Raw genomic sequence first — 20601 nt, 5'->3', positions numbered from 1 at the left:
CGTGTCATGCACTGTGAGATGCGTGGCAGGCACGCGCCGCAATGCCGCAGCGACGCCCACGGGCACGCCGACGACGCCGCATGGGGCCATCGCGGGAAGGGGCGGGACGACCGTGGGGCGGGCGCTGCGGGCAGCGAAGTCACCGGCTCACGGGCCGATGACCACCACCAGATGACGTTCGCCGGTCAATCCAGGGACGCTCAAGGGCAGCACCTGCTCGACCGACCAGCCGGCCGGCAGCTGCGCGATCTCGTCGTGCGGGTACACGCCTTTCATGGCCAGCAGGCGGCCGCCCGGGCGCAGCAGATGCCCACCGACCCGGATGATCCCGGCCAGGGTATCCATCGCGCGGGCGGTCAGATGGTCGTAGGCGGCCGGTTCGGCCAGCGACTCGGCACGCGACTCGGCCACGCGGGCGTTGCCCAGGCCCAGCTGGCGCACGGCCTCGCGCATGAAGCGGGCTTTCTTGCCGTTGCTCTCGACCAGGGTCACCTGCAACTGCGGGCGCGCGATCGCCAGCGGGATGCCCGGCAGCCCGGGGCCGGTGCCCAGATCGGCCAGGGTGCCGGTCTCCAGGTACGGCTGCATCGCCAGCGAATCGAGCAGATGGCGGGTCACCATCTCCAGCGGATCGCGGATGGCGGTCAGGTTGTAGGTGCGGTTCCAGCGGTCGAGCAGGGTCAGGTAGGTCAGCAGCGGTGGTGCCAGCGCGGCGTCCAGCTGCATGGCGGCCAGGCCGCGCTCAAGCGCATCGGCCACGCCAGCGGGGAGGGTGTGTTCTGTCATGGCACCATTATCGCAGGTCGGTAGAGCCGACCGTTGGTCGGCTGCCCATCTCACATCGCATGCCAGGCCAGCGCGGCGCGGAAATCATCGGCCGCCTGCCACTCGTGCAGGTGCCAGCGCTCGGCCGGGCCCAGTTCCGGATCGCACCAGGCCAGGTGCAGGCCACCGTCGATGCCGGGCGCGAGCTGCAGCCGGTGCAGACCGAAGGAGATGCCCTGCCCCTGCGCCTTCAACAGCGCTTCCTTGGCGCACCACACGCGGAAGAACCAATGGTTGCGGGCGTTCTCGTCCAGCGATTCCAGCCAGGCGATCTCGGCCGGGTGGAAGAAGCGCTGCACGATGTCCAGCATCCGTGGGCGCGGGCGCAGGGGTTCCAGGTCAACGCCGAGGCGGACGCCTTCACCGAGAGCGACCAGCAGCTGCCCGTGGCTGTGGCTCCAGCCGGTGCCGACATGCGCCAACGGGCCATGCAGCGCTGGCCGGCCGCGCGGGTCGCGCTGCAGCGGCAGGTCCTCCGGCGCCCCGCCCAGCTGCTCGGCCAGCAGCACCCGGGCCTGAGGCTCGCCCCGGGTGCCCGGCACATGCGGCAGGCGCCAGACCGTGACCGGGCCGAAGCGCCACGGGCCGTCCAGGGTGGCCGGCAGGGTCATGCGAACACCCCGAAAAGAGCACTGCACGGTGACTTCACGGCACGTACCGTCAACTGGCCCGGTGCCATCCACTTATTGGGAGTCAACGTCATGGGCATCATCATCTGGTTGATCGTCGGCGGTATCGTGGGCTGGCTTGCGAGCATCATCATGCGGCGCGATGCACAGCAGGGCATCATCCTGAACATCGTGGTCGGCATCGTCGGCGCGCTGATTGCCGGCTACTTTTTCGGCGGTGGCATCAATGAAGCGATCACCATCCGCACCTTCCTGTACTCGTTGATCGGCGCCGTGATCCTGCTCGCGATCGTGAATCTGTTTACGCGTCGAAGCGTCCGGTAACGAACGCACGTACAACGTGTGATCGACAAGGCCCGGCACTGCCGGGCCTTGTTGTTTCCGCCGTCAGCCCAGCTGCACCCAGGCCGGGGCGTGGTCGCTGGGGCGCTCCCAGGTACGCGGCTCACGGTCGATGCCCGAGCCCAGCGCGCGCGCCTTGAGTGCGTCGGAGACCAGGGTCAGGTCGATGCGCAGGCCGAGGTTGCGACGGAAGCCGGCCGCCCGGTAGTCCCACCAGCTGAACACGCCCTCTTCCTCGCTGTGCAGGCGGAAGGCATCGTGCAGGCCCAGATTCAGCAGCTTGTTCAGGGCACCGCGCTCGGCGGTGGAGGTCAGGATGTGGTTCTCGTTCCAGACCAGCGGGTCGTGCACGTCGCGGGCATCGGGCGCGATGTTGAAGTCACCCATCACCACCAGCTCCGGGTACCTGGCCAGCTCGGCCTCGACCCAGGCATGCACGGCCTCAAGCCAGCGCAGCTTGTAGGCGTACTTGTCGGTGCCCACGTCCTGGCCGTTGACCACGTACAGGTTGATGATGCGCACGCCGTTGACGGTGCCGGCGATGGCACGCTTCTGCTCATCCTCGAAACCGGGAATGCCGATCTGCACGTCCTGCGCCGGCTCGCGGGAGAGCAGCGCGACGCCGTTGTAGGTCTTCTGCCCGGCAAACACGCTGCGGTAGCCCAGCCCGGCCAGCACCGCGTCGGGGAACTTGTGGTCCTCCATCTTGGTTTCCTGGATGCCGACCACGTCCGGCGCGAACGCCGTGAGCCATTGTTCCAGGTGCGGCAGGCGCACGTTGAGCGAGTTGACGTTCCAGGAGGCGATTTTCATGCGGGCATTCTACCTGTGGCGCGTGCCGGGCAGCCACGGTAGTCCCGGCCGCTGGCCGGCAGCCTCACGTGCTCGGGGCACGCAGATTTTTGCCACACGTCTGCGTCCCCCGCTAGGCTGTGAGTCACCCCAGTAGCGCAGATATCCCATGGATGCAGATGCTTTCGTAGCAAAGTGGTACGCCGAGAAAGTGCGCCTGCTGGCCGCTGTATGGACCCCAGGCACGGCGTCCGCGGCAAGGGTCGCCGCGATGGAGCTGTCGCCCGAGCAGACCCGGCAGTTGCGGGAGATGCTCGATGCGTTCACCACCGACGCGCTGTACACCCTGCTGCTCGGGCTGGATGGCAGCGCCGCGCTGGGCGGTGACCAGCGCCACTACCCCCTGCTGGACGAGGACGGTTCGGTGATCGCCGAGGAAGGCGAGCTGGAAGCTGCGGCCTATGCGTGGTTCCACGACGGCCGGTCGTCGCAGGCGGGGCGTTGAGGGTGCTTTGCGCCACATGACGTGATTGACCCGCAGCGTCACTCGCCAGCGGAGGCGCCGGGGCCAGCGGCGCAACACATTGTCCAGTGGGCAAGGGGATATCACGCTGTAAATGTCGCAGCTGCCTCGATTTCTGTAGGTGCTTTCGCACATCAAGGCGAGGAGCTTCCCCACTTGTATCGTTGTCGACCGGAGGAAGATTCTCGACATGCCGCCCGTGACTGCAACATATGCCCGAAGGAGTTCCGACACCCCATGCCCATTGAATTCGCCTTCCACGCGCTGAACTACAAAACGCTCGCTGCGGTGCTGCTGATCGGCGTCGTCCCGCTGCTGTTGGTCGGCATGGCGGTCTACTTCTTCGGGCAGGACAGAATTTCCCAGATAGCCGCACTCGGCGCCACCTCACTTGCCGTCATCATCGGCCTGCTTGGCGTCTGGCAACTCAGCGCGATCCGACTGACGGCGGACGCCACGACCCTGACCGTGGGGGGCGGCGCGTACACCGTTTCGGTCCCGATGGCGCAGATTGATCTCTCCGCTGCACGCCGACGGCTGCCCGGCAGCAACGACACCCCACTGACCTTGCGAACCAATGGCATCGGCATGCCGGGCCTCTCACTTGGGTGGTTCCGCACCAGCAACGGGAAGGCATTTGCCGCGGTGACGGATCCGGACAGGGTGGTGATCCTGCCGACGACGGCCGGTTACACGCTGCTGGTCTCCCCGGAGGATCCCGACGCGTTCCTGGCCGCGCTCAGGCGTCTTTAGCGGGCGTCCATGCCGGCGGCCCTCACCGCACCATCGCCTTCAACATCCCGGCGATCTTCGAATACGGCGGCTTGAGCAGATCGCTGGCGGCCCAGCGCGACTGCCACAGGATCGGCAGCTGCTTGCTCATCGCATCGAAGCCGGCACGCGCGTGATACGCGCCCATGCCACTCGGGCCGACGCCGCCGAACGGCAGCCCATTGACCGCGAAATGCAGCAGCGTGTCGTTGACGGTGACGCCGCCAGCCACGACCTGCGCCAGCACCCGTTCCACCTGCGTACGTTCGTGACTGAAGACGTACAGCGCCAACGGGCGGTCACGGGACTGCACGTCCGCGATGGCGGCGTCCAGATCGGGATATGCGCAGACCGGCAGGATCGGACCGAAGATCTCCTCGCGCATCAGGGCCAGATCGGCCGGCGGATCGAGCACGATGGTCGGCACGATCAGCCGCTCGCGCTGCGCACGCTCGGGATCGACCGTGGCCAGTTCGATCACCGGCACGCCCCGCGCGCGGGCTTCATCGAGATAGCCACGCAGGCGCTGGTACTGGCCGTCGTGGATGATGCGCGTGTAATCGGCGGCGTCGCTGAAATCGCCATAGCGCGCCTGCACCTGGGTCTGCAGCTGCTGCACCAGTTCGCGCTGGCGATGGCCGTCGATCAACACGTAGTCCGGGGCGATGCAGGTCTGGCCGGCATTGAAGAATTTGCCGGTGGCCAGGCGCGCGGCCGCCTTCTCCAGCGGGTAATCGCTGCAGACGATGGCCGGGGATTTGCCGCCCAGCTCCAGCGTGAGCGGGGTCAGGTGCTCGGCGGCGGCCGCCATGACCTTGCGGCCGATGGTGGTGGAGCCGGTGAACACCAGGTGGTCCAGCGGCGAGCCGGCCACGGCGCTGGCGAGGCCTCCATCGCCCTGCACGACCGCCACCCGATCCGGGGGGAACACGTCGGCCAGCAGCGACTGCAGGAAGGCGCTGGTGCGCGGCGTGTGCTCGGACGGCTTGAGGATCACGTGGTTGCCGGCGGCGATCGCGGTCGCCAGCGGAATCAGGGCCAGGTTGACCGGGTAGTTCCAGGGCGAGATCACCCCGACCACGCCCAGCGGCACCGGCCGGGTCTGGGCGCGCGCCGGCCAGAACCGCCAGCCGACGCCGACCCGGCGCGGGCGTATCCAGCCGCGCAGGTGGCTGCACAGGTGATCGATATCGCCCAGCACGGTCATGCCGTCGGCGATCAGTGATTCGTGGGTGGAGCGGTGGCCGAAATCGGCCGAGATCACCGCGGCCATCTCCGGCAGGCGCGCCTTGAGGGCGGCGCGCAGGCGCTGCAGGTCGTCGCGGCGCTGTTCCAGCGTCGGGCGGTTGGCCTGCCAGGCGGTACGCAGGGTCTGCAGGATCGCGGGAAGCGCGGCGGGATCGGTGTGGGCATCGCTCATGGGCCGACTATAGCGGCAGGCTGCGTGACAGCGGGTCAGGGTAGTGCCGGCCGCTGGCCGGCAGCCTCACACGCTTCTCCGTAGGTTCATCGGGAGCCGGCCAGCGGCCGGCACTACCCCGGACACAGAAAGGGCCGCGATTCGCATCGCGGCCCCTTCGTCTTGCCATGTGGATCACCGTTACTTGGTGATGTCCACGCCCTTGGTTTCATGCAGGAACAGGCCGCCGACCACGACCGTCATCAACGCGATGATGATCGGGTACCACAGGCCGTAGTAGAGGTTGCCGGTACCGGCCACCAGCGCGAAGGAAATCGCCGGCAGGAAGCCACCGAACCAGCCGTTGCCGATGTGGTACGGCAGCGACATCGAGGTGTAGCGGATACGCGTCGGGAACAGCTCGACCAGGTAGGCGGCGATCGGGCCGTAGACCATGGTCACGTACAGCACCAGCAGCCAAAGCATGAAGATCGTGCCGGGGATGTTGATGCGCGCATTGTCAGCCTTGGCCGGGTAACCGGCGGCACCCAACGCACCCTTGAGCTCTCCGCCGAAGGCATCGCCCTTGGCCTTGAGTTCTTCCTTGGTCAGGCCTGCGGCCTCGTAGGAGGTCACGGCGGTGGTCCCGACGTTGACCGTCGCCAGCGTACCGGCCGGTGCCGGCTTCACTTCATACGGCACACCTGCCTTGGTCAGGGCCGCGGTGGCCACGTCGCAGGAGCTGGTGAACTTGCGCAGGCCGACCGGATCGAACTGGAACGAGCAGGTGTTCGGATCGGCATTGACCAGCGCCGGCGAGTTGGTGCGGGCTTCTTCGATGGCCGGGTTGGCGAAGTGGGTCAGGCCCTTGAAGATCGGGATGTAGGTGATGGCAGCCAGCAGACAGCCGGCCAGGATGATCTTCTTGCGGCCGATACGGTCGGACAGCCAGCCGAAGAAGATGAAGAACGGCACGCCCAGCGCCAGCGCGGCGGCGATCAGCAGGTAGGAGGTGGTGGGGTCGACCTTGAGCATGCTGCTCAGGAAGAACAGCGCGTAGAACTGGCCGCCGTACCACACCACGGCCTGGCCGGCTGCGGCACCGAGCAGGACCAGCAGCATCAGCTTGAGGTTGCCGTCCTTGAGGCTGTCGCGGAACGGGGTCTTGGAGCCCTTGCCTTCGGCCTTCATCTGCTGGAACAGCGGGGATTCGCTCAGCTGCAGGCGGATCCACACCGAGATGCCCAGCAGCACGATCGAGACCAGGAACGGGATACGCCAGCCCCAGGCTTCGAACGCTTCATTGCCCAGGAAGTAGCGGCAGGCCAGGATGATCAGCAGCGACATGAACAGGCCGAGCGTCGCGGTGCACTGGATGAAGCTGGTGTACAGGCCACGCTTGTCGGCCGGCGCGTGCTCGGCGACATAGGTCGCGGCACCACCGTATTCGCCACCCATCGCCAGGCCCTGGGCCAGACGCAGGATGATCAGGATCACCGGGGCGGCGAAACCGATCGAGGCGTAGTTGGGCAGCACGCCGACCAGGAAGGTCGAGATGCCCATGATCAGGATCGTGACCAGGAAGGTGTACTTGCGGCCGATGCGGTCACCGAGGCTGCCGAAGAAGGCCGCACCGAACGGGCGCACGAAGAAGCCGGCCGCGAACGCCAGCAGGGCGAAAATCATGCCCGTGGTTTCATTGACGCCGCTGAAGAACTGCTTGGCGATGATCGCGGCGAGCGAGCCGTACAGGAAGAAGTCGTACCACTCGAAGACGGTACCCAGGCTGGACGCGAAGATGACCTTCTTGTGTCCCTGGGTAAGTTGGGCTTTCGTTGGTGCGGGTGTGGTGGACATAAGACGCTTCCCCTCCGAAGCAATCGTTGTGGTGTGCCGGCTGTACGCCGGCACGCGTTTTTTGTTTTAGAAGCTGTATTTCGTCGTGAACTGCAGGCGGCTGATATCGCCCTTGCGGCCATCCTCGATCTCGCGCACGCCGTACATCAGCTCGGCGCCGACATCGACCTTGGGCATCGGCGTGTAGAACACGTTGCCGCGGATGCTCTGCACGCTCTTGGTGACCAGCGGGCCGAGGCTGCCGTCGTTGTCGTAATCGCTGCGCGCGTAGATCAGGTTGGTGCGCAACTTCGGGGTGAAGGCGTGGCGCCAGCCCACATAGCCGGCCAGCACGCCGGTCGGGTTGAGTTCGTCGCGGGCGATGTCATACGCGGTATCGGCGGTGACACCCAGGCCGATGTAACGTGCGATGCCTTCGCCACCGGTGACCTGGTAATGCAGCGTATCGGTCGGGCCCATCACCCATTTGCCGCCCAGGGTGAGGCCGCCGGCGATCTTATCCGCATCGGCACCGGTGGTCTGGTTGTCGACCTTCAGCTGACGGACCACGCCGCCGACACCGAAGGTGCCCCAGTCACCCTTCCAGCCATAACGCAGGGTCAGATCCGGCAGCGCGCCGCGATCGGAGTTGCTGGATACATTGGTCCACGCGCCGGTGACCGGGTTGCGGGTGCCGGTGAGCAGCGTGGTTTCCGGGTTTTCCAGCGCGACGCTGAAGCCGCCCTGGGTGTAGCGGATCTGTGCCTGGCGCACGAAGATCACGCCATCGGTCGGGCCGACGAAGTCCGCCGCTTCCGGCAACGACGCGGCGTCCATGAAGTTCGACCAGGTCTGGCCGGCCATCCAGTTGTTCCAGTACATGTAGGCGTGACGCAGGGTCGCACCGTAGGTATTGGTCGCGGTCTGGTTGCCCAGCGAGTTGCCGAAGAAGTCCATCTCGAAGAACGCACCGGACTTGTTGCCGGCCTCGCTGACATTGTCGATGCCAAGATTGAAGCGCGAGAACTTGGCGTGGGCGTTGTAATCCACGTCCGAGCGCTTGCCGCTGCCGCCGGCACCGGCCACCGGGGTCTGGCCCGGCAGATACAGCGCGCGGCCGGTGGCATCGTCGGCCAGCTGACCGTCGCCGGTCTGGGTGGCGAGGAAATCGGCCTTGATGAAGCCGCCGATCTTGACCGTGGTACCCGGCGCGGCGCCCGGGGTGATGGTGGTGACCTGGATCGGCTGCTTGCCGGCCGGCACCGTGGCCGCCACCGGTTGCTGCGCCTGCACGGTGCGCACCGCGGTGACATCGGTCTGGGCCTGGCTGATCTGGACCTGCTGTTGCTGCTGGTTGTTCAGCAGCAGCTGGACCTGGCGCTCCAGCTCGACGACGCGGGCTTCCAGCGCTCTTTCTTTTGCGGTTTCGGCGAACGCCATGCCTGGCGCGATCAATGCGACGAACATGGCGGCGGCCAACGGCCGGCGTGTCGTCCTCAGCAAACGGTGGCTCATGTTGCCCTCTCTCCCGGGTGGCAAGGTGATGCCGCGCATGGGGCACGGTCGAGCCGAGGGTGCGGCGCGTTGACGCACCGAAGCTATTGGCCATTAGTCGTACTCGCCCCACGCGGCGAGTACGACCCGGGCGCCGGCAGGCGACCGGCAGGTGCTGCAGGCACCGCGCAGGTACCGACCGTTGGTCGGTACGCCTTGCCTCACGACCAACGGTCGTGAGCTACCGGGGTTGGCTGCCATGTCATATCGGGCGGGTCGGCGTTCGACCATGGTCTAACCACCTCGACACCGCGCAGGCAGGTGGATGCGGCAAACTGAGGGGGAGATGTCGCCGCTTATGCTGCGACCGCACAACCCAAGTCAACGTGCAAGTGAGGGTGCCATGGCTGATCTTTACCCCGTCGACGCCGCGTTCGCCGCGGCATCGCGGATCGACAAGAACACGTACCAGCAGCTCTACCGTGAATCGGTGGAGCATCCGGATGCCTTCTGGGGCAAGGCCGCCGAGCGCCTGGACTGGTTCAGGAAACCGACCCGCATCAAGAACGTCAGCTACCAGCTCGACGATTTCCGCATCAAGTGGTTCGAAGATGGCGAGCTCAACGCCAGCGTCAACTGCCTGGACCGCCAGCTCGACAAACGCGGCGACAAGATCGCCCTGCTGTTCGAACCGGACAGCCCCGATGCGCCGGCGCAGGGCGTCACCTATCGCGAGCTGTATGAGCGCACCTGCCGCCTCGGCAACGCGCTGCGCAACCTCGGCGTCAAGAAGGGCGACCGGGTCACCATCTACCTGCCAATGATCGTCGACGCCGCCGTGGCCATGCTGGCCTGCGCGCGCATCGGTGCGATCCACTCGGTGGTGTTCGGCGGCTTCGCCCCGAACTCGATCGCCGACCGCGTCATCGACTGCGGCAGCAAGCTGATCATCACCGCCGACGAAGGTCTGCGCGGTGGCAAGAAGATTCCGCTCAAAGCCAATGTCGATGCGGCGCTGAAGCTGCCCGGCACCACCACCGTGGAAACCGTGCTGGTGGTCCGCCACACCGGCGGCGCGGTGGACATGCAGGCCCCGCGCGACCGCTGGTTCCACGATGTGGTGGACCCGCAGCCGGCGCAGTGCGAGCCCGAGCGCATGAACGCCGAGGATCCGCTGTTCATCCTCTATACCTCCGGCTCCACCGGCAAGCCCAAGGGCGTGCTGCACACCACCGGCGGCTACCTGCTGTACGCGGCCTACACCCATGAAGCGGTGTTCGACCTGCGCGAAGACGACATCTACTGGTGCACCGCCGATGTCGGCTGGGTCACCGGCCACAGCTACATCGTGTACGGCCCGCTGGCCAATGGCGCGACCTCGGTGATGTTCGAAGGCGTGCCGAACTTCCCGAACACCTCGCGATTCTGGGAGGTGATCGACAAGCACCAGGTCACCATCTTCTACACCGCGCCCACCGCGATCCGCGCGTTGATGCGCGAAGGCGATGCACCGGTCAAGCGCACCTCGCGCAGTTCGCTGCGCCTGCTCGGCAGCGTCGGCGAGCCGATCAATCCGGAAGCGTGGCGCTGGTACTACGAGGTGGTCGGCGACAGCCGCTGCCCGATCGTGGATACCTGGTGGCAGACCGAAACCGGCGGCATCCTGATCTCGCCGCTGGCCGGGGCGGTCGATCTCAAGCCGGGCTCGGCCACCCTGCCCTTCTTCGGCGTGCAGCCGGCGCTGGTCAATGCCGATGGCGAGATCCGGGAGGGGGCCACCGAAGGCAACCTGATCATCCGCGATTCGTGGCCGGGCCAGATGCGCACCGTCTATGGCGACCATCAGCGCTTCATCGACACGTATTTCCGCACCTACCCGGGCAGCTATTTCACCGGTGATGGTTGCCGTCGTGACGAGGATGGCTACTACTGGATCACCGGCCGCGTGGACGATGTGATCAACGTCTCCGGGCACCGCATCGGTACCGCCGAGGTGGAAAGCGCGCTGGTTTCGCACCCCAAGGTGGCCGAAGCTGCCGTGGTCGGCTTCCCGCACGACATCAAGGGCCAGGGCATCTATGCCTACGTGACGCTGATTGCCGACGAGACGCCGAGCGATGAACTGCACAAGGAGCTGGTGGCCTGGGTGCGCAAGGAGATCGGTCCGATCGCCGCGCCCGACCATCTGCAGTGGGCGCCGGGCCTGCCGAAAACGCGCTCGGGCAAGATCATGCGCCGCATCCTGCGCAAGATCGCCGAGAACGCCCCGGACCAGCTTGGCGACACCTCGACCCTGGCCGATCCGTCGGTCGTGGCCTCGCTGGTGGAAGAGCGGAAAGTGAAGTAAGGGTCGCCCCGTCGCATTCGCGCTGTCGCTCCCACGATCCGCCAGTGGATCGTGGGCCCCGCCTCACCAGCACCCATACCCCGCCGCTTCGCGGCCGCCCCCTGACTCAGGGGGCTGTCATCTCGATACACTTTTTCGTTGCGTCGCTGCATTCCTCCGCAACATGGCCCCCACCATGACGACCCTCCTGATTGCCGATGACCATCCGCTGTTCCGCGAAGCCCTTCGCGGTGCCGTGCAACGCGTCATCCCCGGCGTGCAGCTGTACGAAGCGGACAGCGTGGAAGCGCTGTACCAGCTGGCCGACCAGCACACCGACGCCGACCTGGTCCTGATGGACCTCAACATGCCCGGCGCACAGGGCTTCAACGCGCTCGTGCATATGCGCGCCCTGCACCCGCAGCTGCCGGTGGTGGTGGTGTCCGCCCGCGAGGAGCCGACCGTGATGCGCCGTGCGCTCGACCATGGCGCCTTCGGCTTCATCCCCAAATCCGCCGATTCGGACACGATCGGCCATGCGCTGGGCACCATCCTGGATGGCGAGACCTGGGCACCGCCGGAAGCGCACAACGTGCCCCAGACCGGGCGCGAGGAACGCGAGATCGGCCAGCGCCTGCGCGAGCTGACTCCACAGCAGTTCCGGGTGCTGCAGATGCTCGGCGCCGGCCGCCTCAACAAGCAGATCGCCTACGACCTCAACGTGTCCGAAGCAACGATCAAAGCCCACGTCACCGCGATCCTGCGCAAGCTCGGTGTCACCAACCGCACCCAGGCGGTGCTGATGGCCGGCAAGCTGGCCATCGATGACGAACAGATCGTGCTGCCGCCCGAAGAAGAGTAGGCGTTATAGCCGGAGCTATGAATTCCAGCGTTACCTGCGCAATTCGCGGCAAACGCTCCACGCCGCAGGCCCGGTGCTAAGCTTCGCGTCCCCTTGGGGAGTAGCCGGATTCCTGCTGAAGGAATCGCCCGTATCAACATACTCGGCCAGTGCGCCGTGGTGCGGGCAACCATCTTGGTTGGCGAGACCAGCGGTCCGCGTGCGCAACGACAGGTTGGGCGCGTCCGCGGTCCGTTGCTCGCTCTCGCCCGACCTGTCGCGTACCCCAATGTCCCCCATTTCGATCCTGCTGATCGGCTTTGCCATGTCCACCGATGCCTTCGCCGCGGCGATCGGCAAAGGCGCGGCCATGCGCAAACCGCGCTTTTCCGACGCCTTGCGCGCCGGCCTGATTTTCGGTGTCATCGAAGGCATCACGCCGGTGATCGGCTGGCTGCTCGGCCGCGCTGCACTGGAGTATGTGGAGGCCTTCGATCACTGGATCGCGTTCGGCCTGCTCGGTGCGCTGGGCGTGCACATGATCATCAATGGCCTGCGCCCCGACGAGGGCGCCGAGGAAGAAGACACCAGCAAACACCACGGCTTCTGGCGCCTGGCGGTGACCGGTTTCGCCACCAGCATCGATGCGATGGCGGTCGGCATCGGCCTGGCCTTCCTCGACGTGCATATCGGCGTGATGGCGCTGGTCATCGGCCTGTGCACGCTCACCATGGTGACCTGCGGCATCATGCTCGGCCGCGTATTGGGCGGGATGGTCGGCAAGCGCGCGGAGATCGTCGGCGGCGTGATCCTGATCATCATCGGCTCCACCATCCTGTACGAACACCTCAGCGGCGCCGTGGCCTGATCGGCAGTCACGCCCGCCCCGCGGCTAGAGATCGCCGCGGGTGTCGTGGAAGGCGGCCAGGAACGCGCGCAGCGAGGCCGGCTTGATCGGCTTGGTCAGCAACCGGTAACCGCGGTCACGTGCCATCCGCTTGAGCTCATCGCGGCCGTCGGCGGTCAGCAGCGCACCGGGGATCGCGCGCCCGGCCTTCTGGCCCAGGGCCACCAGCGTGTCCAGCCCATCCAGGCGGTCATGCAGGTGGTAATCCACCAGCATCACATCCGGCCGTTCAACCACTTTCTCCAGTGCCTGGTCGACGGTGCTGGCGGTGATCACCTGCACCTGCCAACGCCCCAGCAACGCCCGCATGCCATCCAGGATCTCCTGGTCGTTGTCCACGCACAGCACGCGCATGCCCGCCAGGGAATCGGCGCGGGTGACCGGGCTCGGTGCCGGCGGTGCTTCTGCGGTTGGCAACGCCGGCGCCGCCACGAGGGGCAGCAGGATCGAGAACATGCTGCCGCTGCCGACCCGGCTGCGGGCGTTGAGGCGGTGATCGAGCAGGCGCGAGATACGCTGGCAGATCGACAGACCCAGCCCCAGGCCCTGCTCGCCCCAGTCGAACGGCTGCTGGTAGCGATGGAACTCATCGAAGATCTGCTGCATGTGGTGTTCGGGAATGCCCGGGCCGGTATCCCATACCTGCAGTTCCACTTCCGGCCCGCGATGGCGGACCGCCAGCACGATGCGGCCCTGGCGCGTGTAGCGCAGCGCATTGGCCAGGAAGTTCTGCAGCACGCGGCGCAGCAGGCGGCGATCGCTGCGTACCCAGGCCGGCCGCGCGAACAGATCCATACGCAACCCACGGCCGGCCGCGACGGGCGAGTACTGCGCTGCCAACTCGCGCATCAGCAGGCTGACGTCGAAGTCACCGATCACCGGATGCAGGCCACCGGCATCCAGACGGGAGACATCCAGCAGGCCATCCAGCAGTTCCTCGGCCGCACGCAACGAGGCATCCACGCGCTCGGCCAGATGCCGTTGCTCTTCGTTGTTGTGGTGACTCTCACGCAGCGCTGAAGCGAACAGGCGGGCAGCATTGAGCGGCTGCAGCACGTCGTGGCTGATCGCGGCCAGGAAGCGCGTCTTGGACTGCTGGGCCACCTCGGCTTCATGCGAGCGCTCGGCCACGCGCTGTTCCAGCGTTTCGTTGGCCTCCAGCAGCGCGCGCTCGGCGTGCTTGTAGTCGGTGATGTCGTTGTAACTGGTGACGTAGCCACCGCCGGGCAGCGCCTGCCCGCGCATCTCGATCACCTTGCCGTCGCTGCGGGTGCGCTCGAAGATGTGCGGCGAGCCGGCACGCATGTAGCCGATGCGGCGGTTGATCTGCAGCTCGATGTCGCCCTCGCCGAGCTCACCGCGCTCGGCGTTGTAGCGGATCAGGTCGGCGACCGGCCGGCCCACGTAGAGCATCCCGTCGGGGTACCCGAACATCTGCTGGTAGCGGCGGTTCCAGGCGGTCAGGCGCATGTCCGGATCGACCACGCTGACCCCCGCGCTGATGTTCTCCAGGGTGGTGGAGAGAATCTCGCGGTTGAAGCGCAGTTCCTGCCCTGCCTCGTCGAGCACCGCCACCACCTCGCCCAGATCCATGCCCGAACCGCGCAGCAGACTGGTCAGCAGCAGGCGGGCCGACGCCGCGCCGATCGAGGCCGCCAGCAGCCGCTCGGTGAACTGCACCCAGGCACGGTCCGCCGGCGCGGAGGCCTGCAGCTCGCGGTCCATGGACTGCGCCTGCTCGAAGAACGATCGACGGGCGTGGCGGTCGCCCACCACGCGCGAGGCCAGCGCCAGCAGATCACCGACATGCACGTTGCCCGGCCACGCACCGGCCACGGACGGGCGCTGCGCGTAGGGGTCCAGGAACGGCGCCGCACGCAGCCGTTCATCCACGCCCGGGCGCCAGCGCACCGAAACCAGCACCATCGCCGCGACATTGACCAGCAGCGACCAGAACGTGCCGTGGGTCAACGGATCCCAGCCGCTCATGCCGAACAGGTGCTGCGGCTGCAGCCAGCCGATCCCGAACGGGCCCTGCACCAGCCACGCCGACGACATCCAGCCGGCCTGGGTCAGCGCCGGCAACAGCAGCGTGTATACCCAGGTGCCGAAGCCGAGCAGCATGCCCACTTCCACGCCGCGGCGGCTGGCACCGCGCCAGTACAGCCCGCCGATCAGCCCCGGGGCGAACTGCGCGACCGCGGCGAAGGCCATCAGGCCGTAGGAGGCCAGGGTACTGTCGTTGCTGCTGCCGCGGTAATAGCTGTAGGCCACCAGCGCCAGCAGCAGGATGGCGGTGCGGCGGATCCACAACACGCGCGAAGCGACATCCGCCGCTTCTTGATGATCGCCACTGCGGCGCAGCAGGACCGGCATCACCAGATCGTTGCTGACCATGGTGGCCAGGGCGATGGAGGCCACGATCACCATGCCGGTCGCCGCCGAGAAGCCGCCGACATAGGCGACCAGCGCCAGGAACTTGCGGCCCTCGGCCAGCGGCAGGGCCAGCACCATGCTGTCGTCGGCGACGCTGCCACCGGTGCCGAACAGGGTGACGCCGGCGGTGGCGATCGGAATCACCATCGCCGAGATGATCACCAGGTACGCACCGAACATCCAGCGCGCGCGGCGGATGTCGCGCACGTCACCACATTCGACCACCGCCACATGGAACTGGCGCGGCAGGCAGATGATGGCCAGGAAACTCAGCAGCGTCTGGGAAATGAAGCCGACCGGTGGCAAGCCGGTGAACAGCGTATGCGCCGACTCGATCACCGCATCGGTGCGGTCGTTGAGCCACAGGTAGGCGAACAGGCCCAGCGCGACCATCGCGATCAGCTTGATCATCGATTCCAGCGCGATCGCCAGCATCATGCCGTGGTGGTGCTCGGTGGCATCCACCTGGCGGGTACCGAACAGCGTGGCGAACAGCGCCATCAGCAACGCCACGTACAGCGCGGGATCCGTGAAGAAGCCGGTCGGGCCGACGTTGCCGGTCAGCACCTGCAGGCTCATCGCGACGGCTTTGTACTGCAGGGCCAGGTACGGCACGATGCCGATCAGCGCGATCACCGCCACCAGTGCGGCCAGGCGGCGCGAGCGGCCGAACCGCGAGGAGATGAAATCGGCGATGGAGACCACGTTCTGGCTGCGTGCGATCAGCGCCAGGCGCTCGATGATGCGCCAGCCGAACACCCACAGCAGCAGGGGCCCCAGGTAGATCGGCAGGTAGCCGATGCCATTGCGCACCGCCGTGCCGACCGCACCGTAGAACGTCCATGACGAGCAGTACACCGCCAGCGCCAGGCTGTAGACCACCGGGCGCAGCCACGGGCGATCCGGGTACATCGGGCGACGGTCGCCCCACCACGCCACGCCGAACAGCAGCGCGGCGTAGGCCACCGAGACCAACAGCAGGATCCAGCTAGAAACCACAGGGTTGTTTCCGCGAGCGCAGCCCGCAGTGTAGCGGCTGGGCCACGCCCGTCGTGGTGCTCATGCCGTGGCCCGCTGGCGGGCGGGAAGCCGGATCCCGATCCGGGTCCCTGCCCCGGGTTTACTGTCCACCTCGACCTCGCCGCCCGCCGCGCGGACCAGGCTGGCGGTCACCGCCAACCCGAGCCCGGTGCCCTCACCCATCGGCTTGGTGGTGAAGAACGGTTCCAGGCAGTGGGCGCGGACCTCCGCACTCATGCCCTGGCCGGTATCGCTGACCCGGATCAACAACTCACCACTGGCGGGCAGGTCGATCAGGGTCAGATCGAACCGGCCGCCATCGGGCATGGCCTGCTCGGCATTCACCGCCAGGCTGAGCAGGATGGACTCCAGCTGCGCCGGATCGAAGTGGATCTGGCCGGTGGCGCCGTCGGTGGCGACGCGGCACTGCACGCGGTCGCCGAACACCTGCTGGAGCATCGGCTCCATGGCCATGACCGTGCCGGCCGCATCCAGCAGCTGGGGGCGCCCCGGGTCCAGCCGGCTGAAATCCAGCAGCCGCCGGCTGACGGTGGCGGCACGGCGGGTCGCCGACTGTGCGCCTTGCAGGGCCTCCTGCAGCGCGTCCTCACCGGTACTGCGGCGGGCCTTGGCGAGATATCCCTGGATCAGCGCCAGCACGTGATTGAAGTCATGCGCGATGCCACTGGCCAGGCGCCCGACGTTCTCCATCTTCATCGCGTGCACCAACTGCTCGCGCGAGCGCTCTTTCTCCTGGATCTCCAACTGCAGTTCATCGCGCTTGCCGGCCAGCTCGGCGCTGCGCTGCCGTGCCACCTGCAGGCTCTCGCGCAGCCCGGTCACGCTGTGGTGCAACAGCCAGGCTCCCAGCCACGTTCCGAACACAGCTATCGCCAGATCGTTCACCGCAAGCAGGACACGGTCCGGACGGAACATCAGGCTGGAGGCATCCACCCACGCCCCCGCCACCATCAACCCGCTCAACCAGGCGGTGGCCCACCCCAGTGGCCGCCGCCCCAGTACGGCGGAGACCAGCAGCACCGGCAGTATCACCACCAGCTGCAGCCGCGATTGTGCCGCCAGCCCCCAGTACGTGTAGGCCAGGGTCGCCAGCAGCAACTCGCCGATCACGAACACAGCGGCTGCCCGCAGCGTGCGACCTGCGTGGTGCTCCAGCAGGCAAACCAGGCACAGCAAGGCGTGAAGGCCGGCGATCAACGGCACCATCACATCCAAGCCGATGCCCATGCGCAGCGCTATCCAGACAGCCATGCACAGGTGGAACAGACCCACCATGTGCAGCAGCCCGCGCAGCATGGCATCGGTACGGCGCCCCAGCGAGGGGGATACGCCGGCGACGGGCACGTCGCGGGGAGAGGGAGGCGGAATGGGCATGTGTGGCAGAATACAGGCCGAAAGCGACAGCAGCCGGCCCCGAGGGGTCATCCAAATGCGTTGCCGCCTGCCTGCACTCGACCGGGAAGTCGTTGCTCCTATGCGTACGTTGTCGCTGGTCCGTCGCGGACTGTCCGCGCTTGTCTGCCTGTTCGCATTGGCCCCGTCCGCTGCGATGGCGCAGCGTTCCGCCGACACGGTGCCGCTGACCGCGCAGGTCGAACAGTGTCACGCCTTGTTGACCAGTGAGCCACGCCTGTCGCTGAGCATGGCGCGCAGCCTGCTGGCCACCCCCTCGCTGCCCGCCTCGATCGAGATCGGTGCGCTGGGCTGCCTGGGCATCGCGCTGCGCTCGCAGGGCCAGCTGGGCCAGACCCTCGATCTGCCTGACAGGCTGCAGGCCGCCGCTGCGCGCGCCGATGCGGGCAAGGAAGACAGGCTGCGGGCGCACTCCATGGCCGCACACCTGCTGCTCTGGCGTGGCGAGCACAGCCAGGCCCTGACGCTGACCAACACCTTCCTTGAAGACGCGGTGCGCGAGCGTGACGTGCAGGGCCAGATCGCCGCGCTGATGCAGATCGCCATGATCCGCGGCGATGCAATGGGTGACGCACAGGGGGCGCTGACGTATCTGCAGAAAGCCACGGTACTCAGCCAGCACATGCGCCGGCCGCCCAACCCGGGCGATCTCATCCTGTATTACAACTATGGCTACGCACTGCTGCGGATGCAGCGGCATGAGGAAGCCAACACGGCCTTCAGCCGGGCCGAGGCGATCGGCACGCGGCTGGGCGCGCAGGAGTTGTTCCTGTACCGCATCGCCAGCCATCGCGCTGAAGTCCAGCGTCTGCGCGGCCAGTTGGCCGACGCCGAGGCCCGGTTCCGCAGCGTGCTCAGCTGGCAGGCAAGGCAAGATCCCCAGGGCCACATCGTGACACTGCAGCGGCTTGCCCGGCTGACCATCGACCAGCACGGTGCCGAAGCCGCACGTCCGCTGGCCGAGCAGGCCCAGATGCAGGCCGAACGCGGTCAGTTCAACGATGAGATCCGCGAGGGCTTGGACCTGCTGGGCGACATCCATATCCTGCTGGGCCACCGCGAACAGGCCCTGGGCTACGCGCGCCAGGCACGGGCGATCGACAGCGCGCGCAGCAAGGGTGACATCCTCAACCAGTTGGCCAAGCTGCAGGCCACTGCCGAGCGCAGCATCGATCCGGCCGAGGTGAATGCGGTGCAGGATCTGGACCGCGTCCGTGTGCTTCGCAACGGCGCGCTGATCGCCCTGCTGGTGGTCGTCACGGTCGCCACGGTGCTCCTGTTGCGCATGCGGCGGCAGCGGCAGCGATTGGCGCTGCTGAGCAGTACCGACTGGGTGACCGGTACAGTCAACCGCCGTGAGGCCGAGCGGCTGCTGAGCCTGGAGTTGGCCAAGGCCGGAGGCGGGCAGCGCAGCGCAGCGTGGTGATGCTGCTGGAACTGGACGCGTTCAAGGCGCTGAACGAGCAGCATGGCCAGGCAGCGGGGGATGCCGTGCTGCGTGCGGTGACCCGATGCCTGCGCCAGCACAGCGACCGCCATGATCGGATCGCCCGCTGGGCGGGCGGCACCTTCCTCGTGGTCCGTCACGATACCGCCGCCGCAGCGGCCCAGGCGCTGGCCAATCGCCTGCGCGCGGCGATCGAACGGCTGGTGGTGGATATCGGCCCGGGCCAGCACCTGACGCTCACCGCCACTCTCGGGGTGGCCCCCCTGCCGCTGTTCCCCACTGCACCGGCTACGCTGGAGGACAGCCTGCGCGCAGCCGATCGAGCGCTGCAGAGTGCCCGCCGCGGTGGCCACAATGCCTGGGCCATGCTCTGGGGCGAAGAAGCTGGCCGTGATGTGGATCTGTACAGCCTGCTGCACGACCCCGCACGGGCGATGGCCTGCGGCTGGGTGTCATTGGCCGGAAGCCGGCCGATGGCCTGGCTTCCGCCACGCCAGGAGCCTGCACGTCCCGCAGTGGATCAGGACGTGCAGACCGGCCGCGGACAGCGCTGATCGCGCAGGCGGATCAGCGCGTCACCTCGAACCGCACTTCCACCCGCCGGTTCGGCAACAGGCATTCCAGCAGCGCGGCCCGCGGGCGCACGCCATCGCATTGCTGCACCTGCTGGGTATCGCCCTTGTACTCATAGCGGATGCGGTCCGGATCGATACCCCGCCCGATCAGCAGCTCGCGCACCGTACGGGCACGCCGCTCGGACAACGCCTGGTTGGCATCGAAGCCACGCCCCTGCATGCGGTCGGCATGACCCACCAGGGTCACACCGTCCAGCTGCAGTGACTCATCGGCGATGCTGGCCAGCGCGCGGTCCACGCTTTCCAGCGAGTAGGTGCGGATGTCGCGGTACGCATCACGGTCGAACTCGAACAGCACATTGGCCACCAATGGCCCCGGCGCAGCGACGATGGCCGGGGCGACGTCGCACTGGCGGGCCAGCGCCTCGGCGTCATTGACCAGTTCCTCGGCGATCTGGATATACGGCTTGGAATGGCGCCACTGCTGCTGGTTGAACTCATTGCCGGCATGCACCAGCTCGACCTCACCACAGGCGACCTGCTGCTGCGCGCACACGAAGCCCGGCGCACCGTGCAGTACCCGCAGGCGCTGCCACAGGTCATCGCGCAGGTACTTGGCGTTGTTCACCAGCGGCGTATCGGTGGGCAGCGGCGAGACGCCCTGCTCCATGCCGATGATCAGCTTCTCCGATTCGGTCAGCGCCTGCTGCGGGAACGCACTGCGATCGTTGCGGCTGTACTCGTGGAAGGACACGTCCAGCCAGCACTGCGCCTTGGACAGGTGGTAGTCGCGGATCGGCCGCCCACCGTCATTGAGCGCCTGGATGCGGCCCTGGGTGGCCTCATAGGTGCCATGGTCGGCATGGATCGCCTCATCGGTGATGCGCTGCTGCTGCGGCACCAACTGCGCCTGCTGCGCGCCGGCGGGACCGGCCACGGCAGCCAGAAGGGCCGCGGCAAGCAGCGACGGAGCAATACGGTCAATCGGGGAAAGGGTCGTCATC

The 20601-nt window shown here is 67.2% G+C and carries 17 protein-coding genes; 8 read left to right on the top strand and 9 right to left on the bottom strand.

The window, feature by feature from the left end; translation table 11 throughout:
- Positions 1–147: 147 nt before the first annotated feature.
- A complete protein-coding gene (rsmG, locus tag ACW6W5_RS00180; protein WP_121040958.1) occupies positions 148–786 on the bottom strand; it encodes a 16S rRNA (guanine(527)-N(7))-methyltransferase RsmG in 639 nt (212 codons plus the stop codon).
- A 50-nt stretch (positions 787–836) separates the two neighbouring features.
- The gene (locus ACW6W5_RS00175) at positions 837–1436 is read right to left on the bottom strand and encodes a 4'-phosphopantetheinyl transferase family protein (protein WP_152152065.1); all 600 of its coding nucleotides are present in this window, start codon (positions 1434–1436) and stop codon (positions 837–839) included.
- A gap of 90 nt (positions 1437–1526) precedes the next feature.
- Here ACW6W5_RS00175 and ACW6W5_RS00170 point away from each other — a divergent pair, with 90 nt between their 5' ends.
- Positions 1527–1778, top strand: coding sequence for a GlsB/YeaQ/YmgE family stress response membrane protein (locus ACW6W5_RS00170; protein WP_121040962.1), 252 nt, complete (start codon positions 1527–1529; stop codon positions 1776–1778).
- Positions 1779–1841: 63 nt separating this feature from the next.
- On the opposite strand, the gene xth is transcribed toward ACW6W5_RS00170, so the two are convergent.
- A complete protein-coding gene (gene xth, locus ACW6W5_RS00165) occupies positions 1842–2609 on the bottom strand; it encodes an exodeoxyribonuclease III (RefSeq protein ID WP_121040964.1) in 768 nt (255 codons plus the stop codon).
- A 148-nt stretch (positions 2610–2757) separates the two neighbouring features.
- Here xth and ACW6W5_RS00160 point away from each other — a divergent pair, with 148 nt between their 5' ends.
- Entirely contained in the window at positions 2758–3093 is a 336-nt protein-coding gene (locus tag ACW6W5_RS00160; RefSeq protein ID WP_152152063.1) for a hypothetical protein, read from the top strand.
- Positions 3094–3348: 255 nt separating this feature from the next.
- Entirely contained in the window at positions 3349–3864 is a 516-nt protein-coding gene (locus tag ACW6W5_RS00155) for a PH domain-containing protein (RefSeq protein ID WP_121040968.1), read from the top strand.
- Positions 3865–3886: 22 nt separating this feature from the next.
- On the opposite strand, the gene ACW6W5_RS00150 is transcribed toward ACW6W5_RS00155, so the two are convergent.
- From ACW6W5_RS00150 to ACW6W5_RS00140, 3 genes are all read right to left on the bottom strand, one after another.
- The gene (locus tag ACW6W5_RS00150; protein WP_152152061.1) at positions 3887–5302 is read right to left on the bottom strand and encodes a coniferyl aldehyde dehydrogenase; all 1416 of its coding nucleotides are present in this window, start codon (positions 5300–5302) and stop codon (positions 3887–3889) included.
- Positions 5303–5482: 180 nt separating this feature from the next.
- Positions 5483–7138: an MFS transporter gene (locus tag ACW6W5_RS00145; RefSeq protein ID WP_152152059.1), complete on the bottom strand. Its 1656-nt coding sequence runs from the start codon at positions 7136–7138 to the stop codon at positions 5483–5485.
- 66 nt (positions 7139–7204) lie between these two features.
- Entirely contained in the window at positions 7205–8632 is a 1428-nt protein-coding gene (locus ACW6W5_RS00140; RefSeq protein ID WP_152152057.1) for a DcaP family trimeric outer membrane transporter, read from the bottom strand.
- A 382-nt stretch (positions 8633–9014) separates the two neighbouring features.
- Between ACW6W5_RS00140 and acs the strand changes: the two genes are divergently transcribed.
- The 3 genes from acs (at position 9015) to ACW6W5_RS00125 (ending at position 12646) form a co-directional block, all read left to right on the top strand.
- Positions 9015–10958 carry an acetate--CoA ligase gene (acs, locus tag ACW6W5_RS00135; protein ID WP_152152056.1) on the top strand — a complete coding sequence of 648 codons (1944 nt, stop codon included), beginning with the start codon at positions 9015–9017 and terminating at the stop codon, positions 10956–10958.
- A 175-nt stretch (positions 10959–11133) separates the two neighbouring features.
- Positions 11134–11799 carry a response regulator transcription factor gene (locus tag ACW6W5_RS00130; protein WP_121040978.1) on the top strand — a complete coding sequence of 222 codons (666 nt, stop codon included), beginning with the start codon at positions 11134–11136 and terminating at the stop codon, positions 11797–11799.
- 268 nt (positions 11800–12067) lie between these two features.
- A complete protein-coding gene (locus ACW6W5_RS00125; RefSeq protein WP_121040980.1) occupies positions 12068–12646 on the top strand; it encodes a manganese efflux pump MntP in 579 nt (192 codons plus the stop codon).
- A 24-nt stretch (positions 12647–12670) separates the two neighbouring features.
- Here ACW6W5_RS00125 and ACW6W5_RS00120 read toward each other — a convergent pair whose 3' ends face one another.
- Entirely contained in the window at positions 12671–16120 is a 3450-nt protein-coding gene (locus ACW6W5_RS00120; RefSeq protein ID WP_152152054.1) for a hybrid sensor histidine kinase/response regulator, read from the bottom strand.
- A 60-nt stretch (positions 16121–16180) separates the two neighbouring features.
- Positions 16181–17536, bottom strand: coding sequence for a sensor histidine kinase (locus ACW6W5_RS00115; RefSeq protein ID WP_193222772.1), 1356 nt, complete (start codon positions 17534–17536; stop codon positions 16181–16183).
- A gap of 100 nt (positions 17537–17636) precedes the next feature.
- Here ACW6W5_RS00115 and ACW6W5_RS00110 point away from each other — a divergent pair, with 100 nt between their 5' ends.
- Both ACW6W5_RS00110 and ACW6W5_RS00105 read left to right on the top strand, forming a co-directional pair.
- Entirely contained in the window at positions 17637–19001 is a 1365-nt protein-coding gene (locus ACW6W5_RS00110) for a tetratricopeptide repeat protein (protein ID WP_152152050.1), read from the top strand.
- Positions 19001–19576, top strand: a complete 576-nt coding sequence (locus ACW6W5_RS00105; protein WP_152152048.1) for a GGDEF domain-containing protein — start codon at positions 19001–19003, stop codon at positions 19574–19576. Before ACW6W5_RS00110 ends, ACW6W5_RS00105 begins: the two co-directional genes overlap by 1 nt.
- A 13-nt stretch (positions 19577–19589) precedes the next feature.
- Here the strand turns inward: ACW6W5_RS00105 and ACW6W5_RS00100 are convergent, their stop codons facing one another.
- Entirely contained in the window at positions 19590–20600 is a 1011-nt protein-coding gene (locus tag ACW6W5_RS00100; RefSeq protein ID WP_183073730.1) for an OmpA family protein, read from the bottom strand.
- Position 20601: the final 1 nt, after the last annotated feature.

This window comes from Stenotrophomonas sp. IS26 (assembly GCF_054188265.1).
Note: the sequence above shows the minus strand (reverse complement) of the source record. Positions and strands in the feature narration are given on the sequence as shown.